Here is a 14191-nt window from a genome sequence, read left to right on the forward strand (position 1 = left end):
GCGTCATCCCTTCTGCGGTGCGGCGGCACCGCGGGCGGCGACACGGTCCAGCACCTGCACGGTCACGGTCTGGCCCGCCACGAGCCGCGCGCCTTCGGGCAGCGGATCGAGCTTCACGCGCACCGGAATGCGCTGCGCGAGCCGCACCCAGTTGAAGGTCGGGTTCACGCTGGGCAGCAGGTTGGCACTGGTGGAGCGGTCGCGGTCGGCGATGCCCGCGGCCACGCTGTCGACCGCGCCTTCGAGCACCGCGCCGCCACCCATCGGCGTGACGCGCACGCGGTCGCCCAGGTGGATGCGCGGCAGCTTGGTTTCCTCGAAATAGCCTTCGACGTAGAACGACTGCGCATCGACCAGTGCGAGCACCGGCCGGCCGGCCGCGGCGTAGCTGCCCTGGCGCAGGTCGAGGTTGGTGACCAGGCCCGCGGCCGGCGCGCGCACCTGGGCGCGCTGCAGATTGAGGCGCGCCGAATCGAGCGCCACCTCGGCCTGCGCGACGGCGGCTTGCATCTGCTCGACGCGGGAGCGCGTCTGTTCGCGCGCTTCCTTGGAGACCAGTTCGTCCAGGCCGGTGTTGCGCGCGTTCTCGCGCTGCACCTGCGCGCTCATCGCGCGCTGCGCCGAGAGCGCGGCCTGCGCCTGGCGCACGGCCAGGTCGTAGCGCGCGCGGTCCACCTCGAACAGCAGCGTGCCGGCGGCGACCGACTGGTTGTCCTGGATCGGCACGGCGGTGACCAGGCCCGACACGTCGGGCGCGATCTGGACCACGTTGGCGCGCACGCGGCCGTCGCGCGTCCACGGCGCGAGCTCGTAGTGGTCCCAGAGCCGGAAGCCGGCCCAGACGGCCGCGGCCACCACGGCCACGGTGAGGAGGACGCGCACCAGGCGCTGCGCCCGGGGGTTGCCTGCGGAAGAAGAACTGGCTGTCATGGGAATCTCTTCGTCATTGAAGGTGGGAGGTGAGGCGGCTGAGCGCATAGAGCAGCAGCAGGTAGAGCGCCATGTCGAACAGCGCCGGGTGCCACACCCAGCGATAGAGGCCCGTGGCCGCGAGCAGGCGGCGCACGCCCCAGAGCGCGACGAGCGCGCCAGCGGCCAGCACCATGAGCCAGGGCACATAGAGGCCGTAGAAACTGGCTTCGCCGATCATGCGGAAGCTCCTTGAAGCACTTGGGGAGGGACAGCGGGAGGGACCGCTGCCAGCGAAGGCGGCGCGTCGGGGAACAGGTTGCGGCGCAGGCCCACAAGCGCGGTGACGGCAGCGCGCGATGCCGGGGATGTGTCGCGCGCGGCGAGCACCGCGTTGAGCGCCTCGTCGATCTGCGGCAAGAGGCCTTGCGGGCGCGGCGTCATGCGGCCCTCGCCGCGCTGGCGGAAGAAGCGCGCAATGCCGCCCAGCAGCGCGGCGGAGGTGGCCAGCGGCAACTGCGCGCGCACGCGCTGCAGCACCGCGATGTCGGCGCCCATGCGCAGGTCGCGCAGCGCATCGTCGGCGGCCACACCCTCGACGCTGCCGCCGGCCTGCGCGATGCGCGGCGCGAGCAGGCCGATGCGGTCGAGCATGCGCACGGCGTAGGCGTCGCTCTGCGCGTACTGCGGTTGCGACGACGCGGCCATTTCGCCGAGCTCGCGCCAGGTCGCGCGCTGGATGCGGCGCGCGCTCCAGTCGGCGCCCACCGAGCGCACAAGGCGCGTGACGCGCGCCGCGACCACCACGCCGACGACCTGGCCGATCATGCTGTTGATGAAGCTCACGAGGTCGGCGCTGGCGGTGTCGTGCATGGCGAGCGTGCCGGCCACGCCGAAGACCATCGCCATCGCGGGCATGAAGTGCGTCGGGCGCGGCAGGTACAGGCCCAGCAGCAGGAAGAGCGGCGCGCAGATCGCGACCAGCATGCCGAAGTCCTGCACCGTGGGCATGAGCACCAGCACGTAGACCGCGGAGATCGGGATGGACCACAGCGTCCACTTCAGGAAGCCGTGGATCGCCGGCACCGGGTCGTCCATGGTCGCGAAGAAGCAGCAGAAGACCGCGGCCATCATGGTGGCGGCCGAGCCCATGGTCCATCCGGTGAAGATCCAGAACGCGCCGCACAGGCAGATGGCGATGACGGCCGCGAGCGCGGAGAGCAGCGCCATGCCGTAGTCGCGGTGCAATGCGCGGCTGCCGAGCGCGGCGGTGCGGCGCAGCGGGGCGGCGCCCTTCAAGCCTTCGTCGATATCGAGGCGCAACTGGGCGCAGGCGGTCCAGCCGTCGACCAGTTCTTCGAGGCGGCCGGCGAGGCCGATGCGCAGCGCGCGGCCCCAGGCGGTGGGTGGTGCGCCGGTGTCGGCTGGCGGCGTGGCGCTCAGTGCGGCGATCGCGTTGCGCAGGGCTTGCAGGCGTTCGGCGCGCGGGGTGGCATCGCTCGTGGGCTCGGCTTCTTCGCGCAGCCATTGCGCGGCCTGCGCGAGCACGGCCGCCACGTCGGGTGCGAGCACGCCTTCGGCCTGTTCGAGCGCGAGCAGCCGGTCTTCGACGGCCGAGAGCGCGGGGGTGAGCGCGGCGACGCGGTCCTGCATCGCGCGGATCGCGCCGGCGGTCCAGCGCAGGTGCGTCGTGTCGAAGGGCACGTGGGTGGAGAGCAGGCGCAGCTGCGTGATGTCGCCCGCGAGGCGGCGGCGGTCGGCATCCAGCCGCCTGGGGTCGGCGTCGCTCTTGCGGCCGACGGGCTGCAGCAGGTCGCCGAGCCACTTGCGCGCGTCCGCCAGCGTGCGGTCGAGCAGGCCCAGCACCGTGGGCGCGAGGCCCGTTGGCAGCACGAGGCTGTGGACCAGCGTCGCGCAGAAGATGCCCAGGCCGATTTCCTCCACGCGCGCCACGGCCGTATCGAACAGCACGAGCGGCGTCTGCACCGACGGAAAGCCGATGAGCGCGGCCGTATAGCCCGCGAGCATGAAGACGTAGGAGCGCGGCGTGCGGTCGAACAGCGAGATGCACAGGCACAGGCCCACCCACAGCGCGAGCACGAGCGTCAGCAGTTCGGGCGCGTTGGAGAGCGCGGGCACGAGCAGCACCGTCGCCGTGCTGCCGATCAGCGTGCCGACGAAGCGGTACACGGCCTTGGAGCGCACCGCGCCTGCGAGCGGATGCGCGACGACATACGTGGTCATGAGCGCCCAGAACGGGCGCGGCAGGCCGGCGCGGCTCGCAAGGTACATCGCGAGCATCGCGGCGGCGAAGCTCTTGACGGAGAACAGAAGCTCCGCGCGGCTGAAGCGCGGCAGGCGGAGCGCGGTCATTTACTTGCGCCCTTCCTGCGTTGCCGGCGCGTTGCGGCCGAGGCGCTCCTGCAGCGTGGCGAAGACGCGCAGGCACGCGGCGATGTCGTCGTCGCCGATGCCTTCGAACAGCGTGCCGCGCATCTCGCTCAGTGCGGCTTCTATGGTGGCGCAGGCGGTCACGCCTGTCGGGGTGAGGTGCAGCGTCTTGGCGCGGCGATCGGCCGGGTCTTCCAGGCGCTGCACGAAACCCGCCTCGACCAGCTGATCGACCGAGCGCACCAGCGACGGTCCCTCGATGCCGAGCACTTCGGCCAGCACGCCCTGGCGCATGCCGTCGCCCATGCGGCCGATCATCACGATCGGCCAGGCCAGGGTCTGCGACACGCCGACGTGGGCCACCGCCTTGTCGGCCGCGGCACGGTAGGCGCGCTGCAACGTGGACAGCGACATGCCCAGGTGCATGAGCGCGTGTTCGCGGGTCTGGGTGTTTCTGGAGGTGGGCACGTCGGATAGCAATTAGTTAGCTTGCTATCGATTATACGGGTTAATACCGATCCGTGCAGCGGCCACGCTGGCGCCCGCCTTGGGCGCCGGAGAACCGGAAAAAGAAAAACGGGGGAAAGAAGAAAAGTGTGAAGCCCGCCGATAAGCCGGATTCTGTGCACCGAGGGCCTCTTGCGAAGCCCTCGGCGTGACCGCCATTACTCTGGGCCGTTTGTCGCCAAACGGCTCGATGCCACCTACCCGCCAGCTCAGCGGAACCACCTCGATACTGGCCTACTTGGTGTTGCTGCGCGCAGAGATTGCCCGTTTCACCCGAACTCAATCGGCTCGTCTCTGTTGCTCTGATCCTCACCTCACGGTGGAGAGTCGTTAACTCCTGCGCTGTCCTGTGCAGTCCGGACGTTCCTCCAGTGCGGTCTTTCGACACGATGCCCGAAGGCAGAGCGTCCCTTTCGGGCTTGCACCAGCGGCGGTCTGGCGTGCTTCACAGGGCGATTATCGCCCGGCGCGCCGATGGCCCCGCACAGCGCTACGGCGTGCCCGCCGCGAACACCTCGATGGCGATGAGGTTCGACACCGAGCGCCCCTGCTTCACCTCGCCCGGCACCACCAGGCGCGCCACGCCGTTCGCGCCCAGCGGCGCGGCGTTCATCTCGTAGGCGATGAGCGCGGTCTTGTTGCCGAAACCCGGATCGATTTCGCCCAGCGACACCGCGGCCCTGTAGCCGTCGCTGCCGGTGGCCACCGCGTACATGCCGAGCGACGCGTTCTTCCCGGCCGGCAGGCGCAGGCCGATACCGTTCAGCAGCGTCCAGAGCGTGACGCCCTTGTAGGTGTTGGGCCCGACGGTGACCCTCGTGGCCGGCAGGCCCTGCAGCGCGGTGATGTCGAAGCGCATCGGCGTGTTCACCTGGCCCGAGACCGCGAAGCCCGAGGACACGCCGCCGCCGACACCGACCGTCGCCGCCGGCGAGGCGCTCACGTCCAGCCGCGTCATGTTCGAGACGTAGCGCCCGCCCTTGATGTCGCCCGGCGCGGTCACGCGGAACGGGCCATCGGTGGCGTTCAGCGGCGCGGAGGCGCCCGCGGTCGTTTCCGCGTACGCGACCACGCTCTGCTTGTTGCCGAAATCCGGGCTCAGCTCGCCCAGCGTGAAGACCACCTTGTAGCCATCGGTGCCGGTGGCCAGTACGTAGCGGTTGAGGATGTCGTTCTTGGGCGTGGCGTGGGTCTGGATGCCCGCATCGCCGAGCAGCGACCAGAGATCGGCGCCCGTGTAGGTGTGCGTCTGCGCGCCGCTGCCGCCGCTGGTGAAGGTCACCGTCTGGGTAACGGCCGCGCGCGCCGCGAGGTCCGCCACGGTGAAGCCGGCCGGGCGGTCGAGGGCGCCCCCCACCTGCAGCGCGGGCGCCGGTGGCGGCGCGGGAGGTGGCGGCGGCGGTGGTGGTGGCGGCGCGGGCGCCGGTGCGGGCGGCGGCACGATCGGAAAGAACGTGCCCCCGTTGTCGCCCCCGCCGCCGCAGCCCGCCAGCGCGAGCGCGGCAACCCCCGAGACAAGTCCTGTTGACCAGCGCATAGCTTGAATCTCCATATCGATGTATTTATTCAGACACAGCGAAATTCGTGCGCCGGCCCTGTAACCCGCCGGCCTTGCCGGACGAACTAAAGACGTAAACGCCGAAATCGCCGGAGCGAATGTACATCGCTATGTTCCAACGGATACATCGAAAGTGCGTTTCCGCCAACTTTCCATGAAAGGGCTGTCATGACGCAAACCACGGGACGCCGCTTCGCCATCGCCGCCGGCGCATCGACGCTGGGCCTGGCCATCGCGCACGCATTCGGCTGGGGCACGCGCCCGGCCGAGGCCGCCGAGGCGGCGGAATCGGCGAAATTCGAAGTCATCCGCACCGACGCCGAATGGCGCAAGCTGCTCGATGCCAACGCCTACGCCGTGCTGCGCAAGGAAGGCACCGAGCGGCCCTACACGAGCCCGCTCAACGACGAGCACCGCGCGGGCAGGTTCGCCTGCGCCGGTTGTGCGCTGGACCTGTTTTCCTCCAAGACCAAGTTCGACAGCCGCACCGGCTGGCCCAGCTTCTGGCAGCCGCTGGACCACGCCGTGGGCCAGACCGAGGACCGCACCTTCGGCATGCTTCGCACCGAGGTGCACTGCCGCCGCTGCGGCGGGCACCTGGGCCACGTGTTCGACGACGGCCCCAAGCCCACGGGCCTGCGCTACTGCATGAACGGCGTGGCGATGAAGTTCACGCCGGGCGCGGCCTGATCAGGCGGTTGCCACATCGTTCGAGGAACGCCGGAAACGCCCCGGCGTGATGCCTGCGTGCCGCGCGAATGCGCGGTTGAACGCGGCCTCCGAGCGGTAGCCGACCGCCTCGCCGATGCTGGCCATGTCCTGCCCGCGCTGCCCGCCCTGCCCGCCTTGCGCGAGCAGGCGCGAGGCCAGCTCCATGCGCAGCGTCGTCAGGAATTCGAGCGGCCCGGTGCCCACGCGCCGCGTGAATTCGCGCGCGAAGGTGGCGCGCGACAGATGGCAGCGCGCGGCCAGCGATGCCACGGTCCAGGGCGCCTCCGGCTGCGCGAGCATCGCCTGCAGGCCTGGCGCCAGACGCGGGCTGGCCATGAGGCCGAGCACGCCGGTGAGCTCGGGCCGCGTCTCCAGGTGCGCGCGCACCGCCAGCGTGAACAGCGTGCCCGACAGCTGCGCCACGATGGCCGCGGCGCCGGCGCGCTGCTGCGCGATCTCCTCTGCCATGAGCCGCACCAACCCTTCGAGCCACGCGGACCCGGGGCGGTCGGCGAAGGCGATCACCATGGGTTCGGGCAGCGCCTCGAGCAGCACGCTGCGCCGCCGGCCGGGGAATTCGAATTCGCCGCAGAGGATGTCGGTGTCCGCCTTCTCGGGGCGCCGCAGGTTGGTCTTGAGATCGATCAGCTCGCCCGTCCGCAGCCGGATCGCGCGGCCCTCGCCTTGCAGCCCGGCGGTGCGCAGCACGTGCGCCGGCCCGCGCGGCAGGATGACGAGGCTGCCCGCCTCCAGCGGCACCAGCGTGCGGCTCTCGGGCAGCCAGAGCTCGCAGCGCCCGCGCAGCACGATGTGAAAGGGCGCGCGCCACGGGCCGATGGCCGCGTGCGGCGCCGCCCAGTCCTCGCCGAACAGGCAGTGCAGGTCCATGCGGCCGCGCAGGCCCAGCCAGTCGACCAGTTCGCTCAAGGGGTCCGCGTGCGGGTTCATTTGAGACGATGGAGCAATTTCCAGAGGCTGTGGAGCATTCAAAATCTTACCTCCGGCGCCCAGAATGCATTCAACGATCTCCCGATCCTCCTTTCAGGTGAAAAGAATGACTTCCGTGCGTGCCCCCATTCCCGTTTCCTATTTCGGCATTGCCGTCGGTGCGCTGGCGCTGGGCGGTGCCTGGCGCGTCGCGGTGCCGCTGTGGCATCTGCCGCAGGACATCGCCGATGTCGCGACATGGGGCAGCCTGGCGGTATGGCTCGCGCTGCTGGCGCTGTACGCCCACAAGTGGCTGCGCCATGGCGACGCCGCGCGCGCCGAGATGAACCACCCGGTGCAGTCGTCGTTCGCCTCGCTGGTCCCGCTGGCCAGCATGCTCGCGGCGATGGCGCTGCTGCCCTACGCGCGGGGCGTGGCGATGGCCGTGTTCGTGGTGTCCGTCGCCGCGTCGCTCGTGCTCGGCCTCTGGCTCTACGGGCGCACATGGCAGGGCGGACTTGCGCCCGAACTCGTCACGCCGGCTTTCTATCTGCCGGCAGTCGGGCAGAACTTCGTGGCCGGCACGGCCGCGGCCGCTTTCGGCTGGCCGCAGCTGGGCATGTGGTTCTTCGGCGCGGGGCTCTTCTCGTGGCTGGCCATCGAATCGCTGATCCTGGGCCGCGCGGCGACGCAGGCGCCGCTGCCCGAGGCGCTGCGCCCCGTGCTGGGCATCCAGCTCGCACCGCCGGTGGTGGGCGGCGTCACGTACATGAGCCTGAACCACGGCGCGCCCGACCTGTTCGCGCAGGTGCTGCTGGGCTACGGCCTCTTCCAGGCGCTGCTGCTCCTGCGCCTCTTGCCGTGGATCGCCAGGCAGCCCTTCACGCCGTCGTACTGGGCCTTCACCTTCGGCGTGGCGGCGCTGCCGACGCTGGCCATGCGGCTGGTCGCGGCCGGCGCCACGGGGCCCGTCGAATGGGTCGCGCCGGTGGCGTTCGTGGCGGCCAACGTGATCATCGGATTCCTGGCGTTCAAGACGCTCGCGCTGCTGCTGCAGGGGCGCCTGTTGCCGGCTGCAACACCCTCGCGCTGAACGGGTCACGGGCTGGTCTCACAATGCGCCCTGTCCGCCTGAACAACCGCATAAGGAGATCCATTCCATGAAGGCCCAGAACATCCTCCAGACCATCGGAAACACGCCGCACATCCGCATCAACCGGCTGTTCGGCAATGCGAAGCAGCAAGTCTGGATCAAGTCCGAGCGCGCCAACCCCGGCGGCTCGATCAAGGACCGCATTGCGCTGTCGATGGTGGAGGACGCCGAGAAGTCCGGTGCGCTCAAGCCCGGCGGCACGATCGTGGAGCCCACCTCGGGCAACACCGGCATCGGCCTGGCGATGGTGGCGGCCGTCAAGGGCTACAAGCTGATTTTGGTGATGCCCGACAGCATGTCGATCGAGCGCCGCCGCCTGATGCTGGCCTACGGCGCCACCTTCGACCTGACGCCGCGCGCTGGCGGCATGAAGGCCTCCATCGCCCGCGCCGAGGAAATCGTGGCCGGCACGCCCGGCGCGTGGATGCCGCAGCAGTTCAACAACCCCGCCAACGTCGAGGTACATGTGCGCACCACGGCCGAGGAAATCGCGGCCGATTTCCCCGACGGCATCGACGTGATCATCACCGGCGTGGGCACGGGCGGCCACATCACCGGCGTGGCGCGGGTGCTCAAGAAGAAGTGGCCCAAGCTCCAGGTGTTCGCGGTGGAGCCGGTGGCCTCGCCCGTCATCTCCGGCGGCGCGCCGTCGCCGCACCCGATCCAGGGCATCGGCGCGGGCTTCATTCCGAAGAACCTGGACACCTCGCTGCTCGACGGCGTGCTGCAGGTCGATGCCGAGCCGGCGCGCGAAATGGCCCGCCGCTGCGCGCAGGAAGAAGGCATCCTCGTGGGCATCTCCTCGGGCGCGACGCTCGCGGCCATCGCGCAGAAGCTGCCCTCGCTCGCGCCCGATGCGGTGGTGCTGGGCTTCAACTACGACACCGGCGAGCGGTACCTGTCGGTCGAAGGCTTCCTGCCGGCCTGAGTCCGGGCCCGATTCGGGCCTGAATTTCGGTGTCATGCCAGCTATCGCTTTCATAGCGCCCCGGCGCGTAAAATCCCCGGTCTGCTTGATAAACACAAGCCACCGCCATGCTGAGAATCTCCGAACTCAAACTCCCGCTCGACCACGCGCCTGAAGCGCTGGTCACCCTGATCGCCCGGACGCTGGACGTCCCGCTCGAAGCGATCGCTTCCCACACCGTCTTCAAGCGCAGCTTCGACGCGCGCAAGGTCGACCTGCTCACGGTCTACATCTGCGATGTGCAGCTGGCCAATGCGAAGCTGGAAGCCGCATTGCTCGCCAAGCACGCCGGCCATCCGCACATCCAGCCCGCACCCGACATGCGCTACACGCCGCCGGCCGATGCGCCCGAGGGCACGAGCCGTCCGGTGGTGATCGGCTTCGGCCCCTGCGGCATCTTCGCGGCGCTGATGCTCGCGAAGATGGGCTTCAAGCCCATCGTGCTCGAACGCGGCAAGACCGTGCGCCAGCGCACCCGCGACACCTGGGGCCTGTGGCGCAAGAGCGTGCTCAACCCCGAGTCGAACGTGCAGTTCGGCGAAGGCGGCGCGGGCACGTTTTCCGACGGCAAGCTCTACAGCCAGATCAAGGACCCGCGCTTTCTCGGCCGCAAGGTGATGGAAGAGTTCGTGAAGGCCGGCGCACCGCCCGAAATCCTGTACGTCGCGCATCCGCACATCGGCACCTTCAAGCTGGTGAAGGTGGTGGAGAACATCCGCGAGCAGATCGTCGCGCTCGGCGGCGAGATTCGCTTCGAGCAGCGCGTGACCGACGTGCGCATCGAAGACGGCCAGCTGCGCGGCCTCACGGTGCTCGACCAGACCACCGGCCAGTCGAGCGAACTGCGCGCCGACCACGTCGTGATGGCCCTGGGCCACAGCTCGCGCGACACCTTCGCGATGCTGCATGAACGCGGCGTGTACATCGAGGCCAAGCCCTTCTCCATCGGCTTTCGCGTCGAGCACCCGCAGGGCCTCATCGACCGCGCGCGCTGGGGCCGGCATGCGGGCCATCCGCTGCTCGGCGCGGCCGACTACAAGCTGGTGCATCACGCGAGCAACGGCCGCTCGGTCTACAGCTTCTGCATGTGCCCGGGCGGCACGGTGGTCGCGGCCACCAGCGAGCCGGGCCGCGTGGTCACCAACGGCATGAGCCAGTACTCGCGCAACGAGCGCAACGCCAATGCGGGCATCGTGGTGGGCATCGATCCGAAGGACTTCCCCGGCGATGCGCTCGCGGGCATCGCGCTGCAGCGCGATCTCGAATCGAACGCCTACCTGCTCGGCGGCAGCAACTACCACGCGCCGGGCCAACTGGTCGGCGATTTCGTAGCCGGCAGGCCCTCCACGGCGCTCGGCAGCGTCGCGCCCTCGTACAAGCCCGGCGTGACGCCCACCGACCTGCGCGAAGCGCTGCCCGCCTACGCCATCGAGGCGATGCGCGAGGCCTTCCCCGCCTTCGGCCGCAAGATCAAGGGCTTCGATACGCACGACGCGGTGCTCACCGGCGTGGAGACGCGCACCTCGTCGCCGATCCGCATCACGCGCGGCGACGATTTCCAGAGCCTCAACGTGCGCGGCCTCTACCCTGCCGGCGAAGGCGCGAGCTACGCGGGCGGCATTCTCTCGGCGGGTGTCGATGGCATCAAGGTGGCCGAGGCGGTGGCGCGCAACGTGCTCGCCGCGGCCGAACGCGAGCGCACGGCGAACGCCTGATGCAGCCCACCTCTTTCGCGCGCCCCACCGCCGGCCAGTTCGCCGTCGCCACGCTGGCGATGGCCGCGGTCGTGCTCGCCTCCAACATCCTGGTGCAGTTCGCGCTCAACGACTGGCTCACCTGGGGCGCCTTCACTTATCCGGTCGCGTACCTCGTGAGCGACCTGGTCAACCGGCGCTTCGGCCCCGGCATGGCGCGCCGCGTGGCGTGGGTCGGTTTCGCGGTGGCCATCGTGGCTTCGCTGCTGCTCGCGCCGGTGCGCATCGCGCTCGCCTCGGGCCTGGCCTTCATCGCTTCGCAGCTGCTCGACATCCGCGTCTTCGACCGCCTGCGCCGCGGCCTCTGGTGGCGCGCGCCGCTGGTGGCCACCGTGATCGCGGCGGTGCTCGACAGCGTCGTGTTCTGGGGCATCGCGTTCGCGGGCACCGACGGTCCCTGGCTCACCTGGGCCGCGGGCGATCTCGCGGTGAAGCTGGGCGTGGGCGTGCTGATGCTGCTGCCGTTCCGGCTTTTGATCGGCCGACAGGCCGCGCGCACCTCGGCCCTGAGTCACTGATTCACTGAAAGCCATGACGAGCGACGATTTCCACTACTACGAACCGGCCAAGGGCCACGGCCTGCCGCACGATCCGTTCAACGCGATGGTCGGCCCGCGCCCCATCGGCTGGATCTCGTCGCAGGACGAGAACGGCGTGCTCAACCTCGCGCCTTACAGCTTCTTCAACGCCTTCAACTACACGCCGCCCATCGTCGGCTTCGCGAGCATCGGCGCGAAGGACAGCCTGCACAACATCCGCCAGACGCGCGAGTTCGGCTGGAACCTCGCCACGCGCCCGCTGGCCGAGCGGATGAACCAGTCGTGCGCGATGGTGCCGCCCGAGGTGAACGAGTTCGAGCTCGCCGGCCTCACGCCCGTGGCTTCCAGGCAGATCGCCGTGCCGCGCGTGGCCGAGAGCCCCGTGTCCTTCGAATGCCGTCTCACGCAATTGATCCAGCTCGAAGGCGTCGACGGCGTGCCGGTGCAGACCTGGCTCATCCTGGGCGAAGTGGTGGGCGTGCACATCGCGCGCCACCTGCTCAAGAATGGCATCTACGACACCGCGGCGGCGCAGCCCATCCTGCGCGGCGGCGGTCCGGCCGATTATTTCGAGATCAGCCCCGACAATATGTTCAGGATGTTCCGGCCGCGCTGACCGCGCGCCACCGGCTTCCTGTTGTTCCTCTTTCCATCCATCGCGCCCACCGCCGATCCCACGTATGACCGACGCATCCACCGCCGCCCCGAACACGAACGCGCGCAACGCACGGCGCCAGCGCCCGGACCTCGCCGAGCAGTTGCAGCAGCTCAAGGCCGGCGCCAGTGCCGACACCGGGGCCGGCGCTGAATCACCCGCCGAGCAGGCGCCGCGGCAGCAGCAAGACCAGCGCCCGCCGCGCGAGAAGAAGCCGCGTCCGCAACAGGGACGGGGAGAGGGGCAAGCCCAGGGGCAGCAGCCCCGGCAACAGCAACAGGCCCGCAGGCCCCAGGCTCCAGCACAGCAGCAACCGCAGCGCGCGCCGCGCAAGGTCAACCCGGTGCTCGAGCGCCTGTTCGAGCTGTACCCGCAGCTCTTTGGCGCGCGCTTCGTGCCGCTCAAGCTCGGCGTGTACGAGGAGCTGATCGCGCGCCATCCCGAAGACTTCAAGGCCGAAGACCTGAAGATCGCGATGGGCCAGCACGCACGCTCCACGCGCTACCTGGAAAGCGTGGCCGCGGGCCTCGCACGCCATGACCTCGACGGCAATGCGCTCGACCCGGTCGCGCCCGAGCATGTGCACCACGCCATCCTCGAGCTGCACCGCCGCCGCATGCACCGCAACCCCGGCGAGGACCTGCGCCCGCAGCTCGTCGCGCGCATCGCCAAGGCGATCGAAGCCTCGGGCCTGGACCGCGAAGCCTATGCCGTGCTCGTGCGCTCGCGCGATGCGAACACCAACGCGGTGGTCGACGAGGCACTGGCCGAACTCGCCCAGCAGGCCGCCAAGCGCGAAGCGCTGCTGCGCGCCTTCGAGGCCAGCGGCCGCACCGAACAGGAATTCGCCGAGATGTACGGCATGAAGCCGGGCGAGGTGGCGCGCACGCTGCAGCACGCGCGCGCCGAGCGGCAGGCACCGGCTGCTGCCGTTGCTGCCGTTGCTGAAGCGTCTGAATCGGTTGAACCGGCTGCACCGGTCGAGCCCACCGAACCCGCCGCCGACTGACACGCCGGGCGCCCCCGGGCCGCAACGGCCCATAAAAAAACCGCCACACAAAGCTGGCGGTTTTTTTTCGTCCGGCGGCAGCGCCGCGGTCGTGTCAGCGCGCGTTCTGCAGCGCGGCGATGCGCTCTTCGATCGGCGGGTGCGTCGCGAACAGCTTGCCGATGCTGCCGGTGATGCCCATGGCTTCCACCGCCTTGGGCAGTTCGCCGGCGGGCAGGCCGCCCAGGCGCGCGAGCGCGTTCATCATCGGCTGCTTCTGGCCCATGAGCGCGGCGGCGCCGGCATCGGCGCGGAACTCGCGCTGGCGCGAGAACCAGGCCACCACCATCGCGGCGGCAAAGCCCAGCACGATGTCCAGCACGATGGTGCTCACGTAGTAGCCGATGCCCGGGCCCGAGGAGCGGTCATCGCCGCGGCGCAGGAAGCTGTCCACCGCATAGCCGATCACGCGCGAGAGGAACACGACGAAGGTGTTCATCACGCCCTGGATCAGCGTCATCGTGACCATGTCGCCGTTGGCGATGTGCGCCACCTCGTGGCCGATGACGGCCTCGACCTCTTCGCGCGTCATGTTCTGCAGGAGGCCCGTGGACACGGCCACGAGCGAGGAGTTCTTGAAGGCGCCGGTGGCGAAGGCATTGGGCTCGCCCTCGAAGATCGCGACCTCGGGCATGCCCACGCCCGCCTTGTCGGCGAACTTGCGCACGGTGGCCACGATCCAGGCCTCATCGGGCGACTGGGGGTTGTCGATCATGCGCAGGCCCGCGGTCCACTTGGCCATCGGCTTGCTGATGAGCAGAGAGATAAACGCGCCGCCGAAGCCCATGATGAGCGCGAATCCGAGCAGCGCCGTCAGGTTCAGGCCGTTGGCCGTGAGGAAGCGGTTGACGCCGAGCAGGCTCGCGACGATGCCGAGCACTGCGACGACCATCACGTTGGTCAAAACGAACAGAAGGATACGTTTCAAGTTGAATTCTCCGTGGGGGAACTGCCGCTCAGATGAGGGCCGGCGGGCCCTCTTCAAGCCATGCGGTGTGCGGGCGCTTCTTTGTTGTTGGAATACTGACGCGGCCCCGGCATGGCGGCTGCGGGTAGAGCAATGATAGGAGCA

The 14191-nt window shown here is 69.6% G+C and carries 14 protein-coding genes and 1 other RNA gene; 7 read left to right on the forward strand and 8 right to left on the reverse strand.

Annotated features, from left to right (window positions below; genetic code table 11):
- Positions 1–3 precede the first annotated feature (3 nt).
- The 6 genes from JC881_RS13635 to JC881_RS13660 form a co-directional block, all read right to left on the reverse strand.
- Complete coding sequence (locus JC881_RS13635; protein WP_198786246.1) at positions 4–930, reverse strand: efflux RND transporter periplasmic adaptor subunit; 927 nt, start codon at positions 928–930, stop codon at positions 4–6.
- Between the two features lie 13 nt (positions 931–943).
- Complete coding sequence (locus JC881_RS13640; protein WP_198786247.1) at positions 944–1150, reverse strand: DUF1656 domain-containing protein; 207 nt, start codon at positions 1148–1150, stop codon at positions 944–946.
- Positions 1147–3282: an FUSC family protein gene (locus JC881_RS13645; protein WP_198786248.1), complete on the reverse strand. Its 2136-nt coding sequence runs from the start codon at positions 3280–3282 to the stop codon at positions 1147–1149. Before JC881_RS13645 ends, JC881_RS13640 begins: the two co-directional genes overlap by 4 nt.
- Positions 3283–3726 carry a MarR family winged helix-turn-helix transcriptional regulator gene (locus JC881_RS13650; protein ID WP_198786432.1) on the reverse strand — a complete coding sequence of 148 codons (444 nt, stop codon included), beginning with the start codon at positions 3724–3726 and terminating at the stop codon, positions 3283–3285.
- A gap of 168 nt (positions 3727–3894) precedes the next feature.
- Positions 3895–4254, reverse strand: an RNA gene (gene rnpB, locus JC881_RS13655) — RNase P RNA component class A.
- Positions 4255–4297: 43 nt separating this feature from the next.
- Positions 4298–5359, reverse strand: coding sequence for a molybdopterin-dependent oxidoreductase (locus tag JC881_RS13660; RefSeq protein ID WP_233101770.1), 1062 nt, complete (start codon positions 5357–5359; stop codon positions 4298–4300).
- Between the two features lie 174 nt (positions 5360–5533).
- Here JC881_RS13660 and msrB point away from each other — a divergent pair, with 174 nt between their 5' ends.
- Entirely contained in the window at positions 5534–6055 is a 522-nt protein-coding gene (gene msrB / locus JC881_RS13665; protein WP_198786249.1) for a peptide-methionine (R)-S-oxide reductase MsrB, read from the forward strand.
- On the opposite strand, the gene JC881_RS13670 is transcribed toward msrB, so the two are convergent.
- Positions 6056–7003 (reverse strand): AraC family transcriptional regulator, encoded by a 948-nt coding sequence (locus JC881_RS13670; RefSeq protein ID WP_198786250.1) that lies wholly within the window; start codon positions 7001–7003, stop codon positions 6056–6058.
- A 127-nt stretch (positions 7004–7130) separates the two neighbouring features.
- Between JC881_RS13670 and tehA the strand changes: the two genes are divergently transcribed.
- The 6 genes from tehA to JC881_RS13700 all read left to right on the forward strand — a co-directional run bounded on the left by tehA (position 7131) and on the right by JC881_RS13700 (position 13080).
- The gene (gene tehA / locus JC881_RS13675) at positions 7131–8096 is read left to right on the forward strand and encodes a dicarboxylate transporter/tellurite-resistance protein TehA (protein ID WP_198786251.1); all 966 of its coding nucleotides are present in this window, start codon (positions 7131–7133) and stop codon (positions 8094–8096) included.
- 67 nt (positions 8097–8163) lie between these two features.
- Positions 8164–9084, forward strand: a complete 921-nt coding sequence (gene cysK / locus JC881_RS13680) for a cysteine synthase A (protein ID WP_042578971.1) — start codon at positions 8164–8166, stop codon at positions 9082–9084.
- Positions 9085–9191: 107 nt separating this feature from the next.
- Positions 9192–10838 carry an NAD(P)/FAD-dependent oxidoreductase gene (locus JC881_RS13685; RefSeq protein ID WP_198786252.1) on the forward strand — a complete coding sequence of 549 codons (1647 nt, stop codon included), beginning with the start codon at positions 9192–9194 and terminating at the stop codon, positions 10836–10838.
- On the forward strand, positions 10838–11395 hold the full coding sequence (locus tag JC881_RS13690) for a VUT family protein (protein ID WP_198786253.1): 558 nt from the start codon (positions 10838–10840) through the stop codon (positions 11393–11395). Before JC881_RS13685 ends, JC881_RS13690 begins: the two co-directional genes overlap by 1 nt.
- Positions 11396–11408: 13 nt before the next feature.
- Positions 11409–12032, forward strand: a complete 624-nt coding sequence (locus tag JC881_RS13695) for a flavin reductase family protein (RefSeq protein ID WP_198786254.1) — start codon at positions 11409–11411, stop codon at positions 12030–12032.
- Between the two features lie 64 nt (positions 12033–12096).
- Positions 12097–13080, forward strand: a complete 984-nt coding sequence (locus tag JC881_RS13700) for a ProQ/FinO family protein (RefSeq protein ID WP_198786255.1) — start codon at positions 12097–12099, stop codon at positions 13078–13080.
- A 94-nt stretch (positions 13081–13174) separates the two neighbouring features.
- On the opposite strand, the gene htpX is transcribed toward JC881_RS13700, so the two are convergent.
- The gene (gene htpX, locus JC881_RS13705; protein WP_013539363.1) at positions 13175–14047 is read right to left on the reverse strand and encodes a protease HtpX; all 873 of its coding nucleotides are present in this window, start codon (positions 14045–14047) and stop codon (positions 13175–13177) included.
- Positions 14048–14191 lie beyond the last annotated feature (144 nt).

Origin of the sequence: Variovorax sp. IB41 (assembly GCF_016405905.1) — a bacterium.
Lineage (GTDB): Bacteria > Pseudomonadota > Gammaproteobacteria > Burkholderiales > Burkholderiaceae_C > Variovorax.

Coding starts and splice junctions, on each gene's coding strand:
- JC881_RS13695 (WP_198786254.1), top strand. CDS start 11,409: ATGACGAGCGACGATTTCCACTACTACGAACCGGCCAAGGGCCACGGC.
- JC881_RS13690 (WP_198786253.1), top strand. CDS start 10,838: ATGCAGCCCACCTCTTTCGCGCGCCCCACCGCCGGCCAGTTCGCCGTC.
- JC881_RS13650 (WP_198786432.1), bottom strand. CDS start 3,726: ATGCACCTGGGCATGTCGCTGTCCACGTTGCAGCGCGCCTACCGTGCC.
- JC881_RS13660 (WP_233101770.1), bottom strand. CDS start 5,359: ATGGAGATTCAAGCTATGCGCTGGTCAACAGGACTTGTCTCGGGGGTT.
- msrB (WP_198786249.1), top strand. CDS start 5,534: ATGACGCAAACCACGGGACGCCGCTTCGCCATCGCCGCCGGCGCATCG.
- tehA (WP_198786251.1), top strand. CDS start 7,131: ATGACTTCCGTGCGTGCCCCCATTCCCGTTTCCTATTTCGGCATTGCC.
- cysK (WP_042578971.1), top strand. CDS start 8,164: ATGAAGGCCCAGAACATCCTCCAGACCATCGGAAACACGCCGCACATC.
- JC881_RS13700 (WP_198786255.1), top strand. CDS start 12,097: ATGACCGACGCATCCACCGCCGCCCCGAACACGAACGCGCGCAACGCA.
- JC881_RS13645 (WP_198786248.1), bottom strand. CDS start 3,282: ATGACCGCGCTCCGCCTGCCGCGCTTCAGCCGCGCGGAGCTTCTGTTC.
- JC881_RS13640 (WP_198786247.1), bottom strand. CDS start 1,150: ATGATCGGCGAAGCCAGTTTCTACGGCCTCTATGTGCCCTGGCTCATG.
- JC881_RS13635 (WP_198786246.1), bottom strand. CDS start 930: ATGACAGCCAGTTCTTCTTCCGCAGGCAACCCCCGGGCGCAGCGCCTG.
- JC881_RS13685 (WP_198786252.1), top strand. CDS start 9,192: ATGCTGAGAATCTCCGAACTCAAACTCCCGCTCGACCACGCGCCTGAA.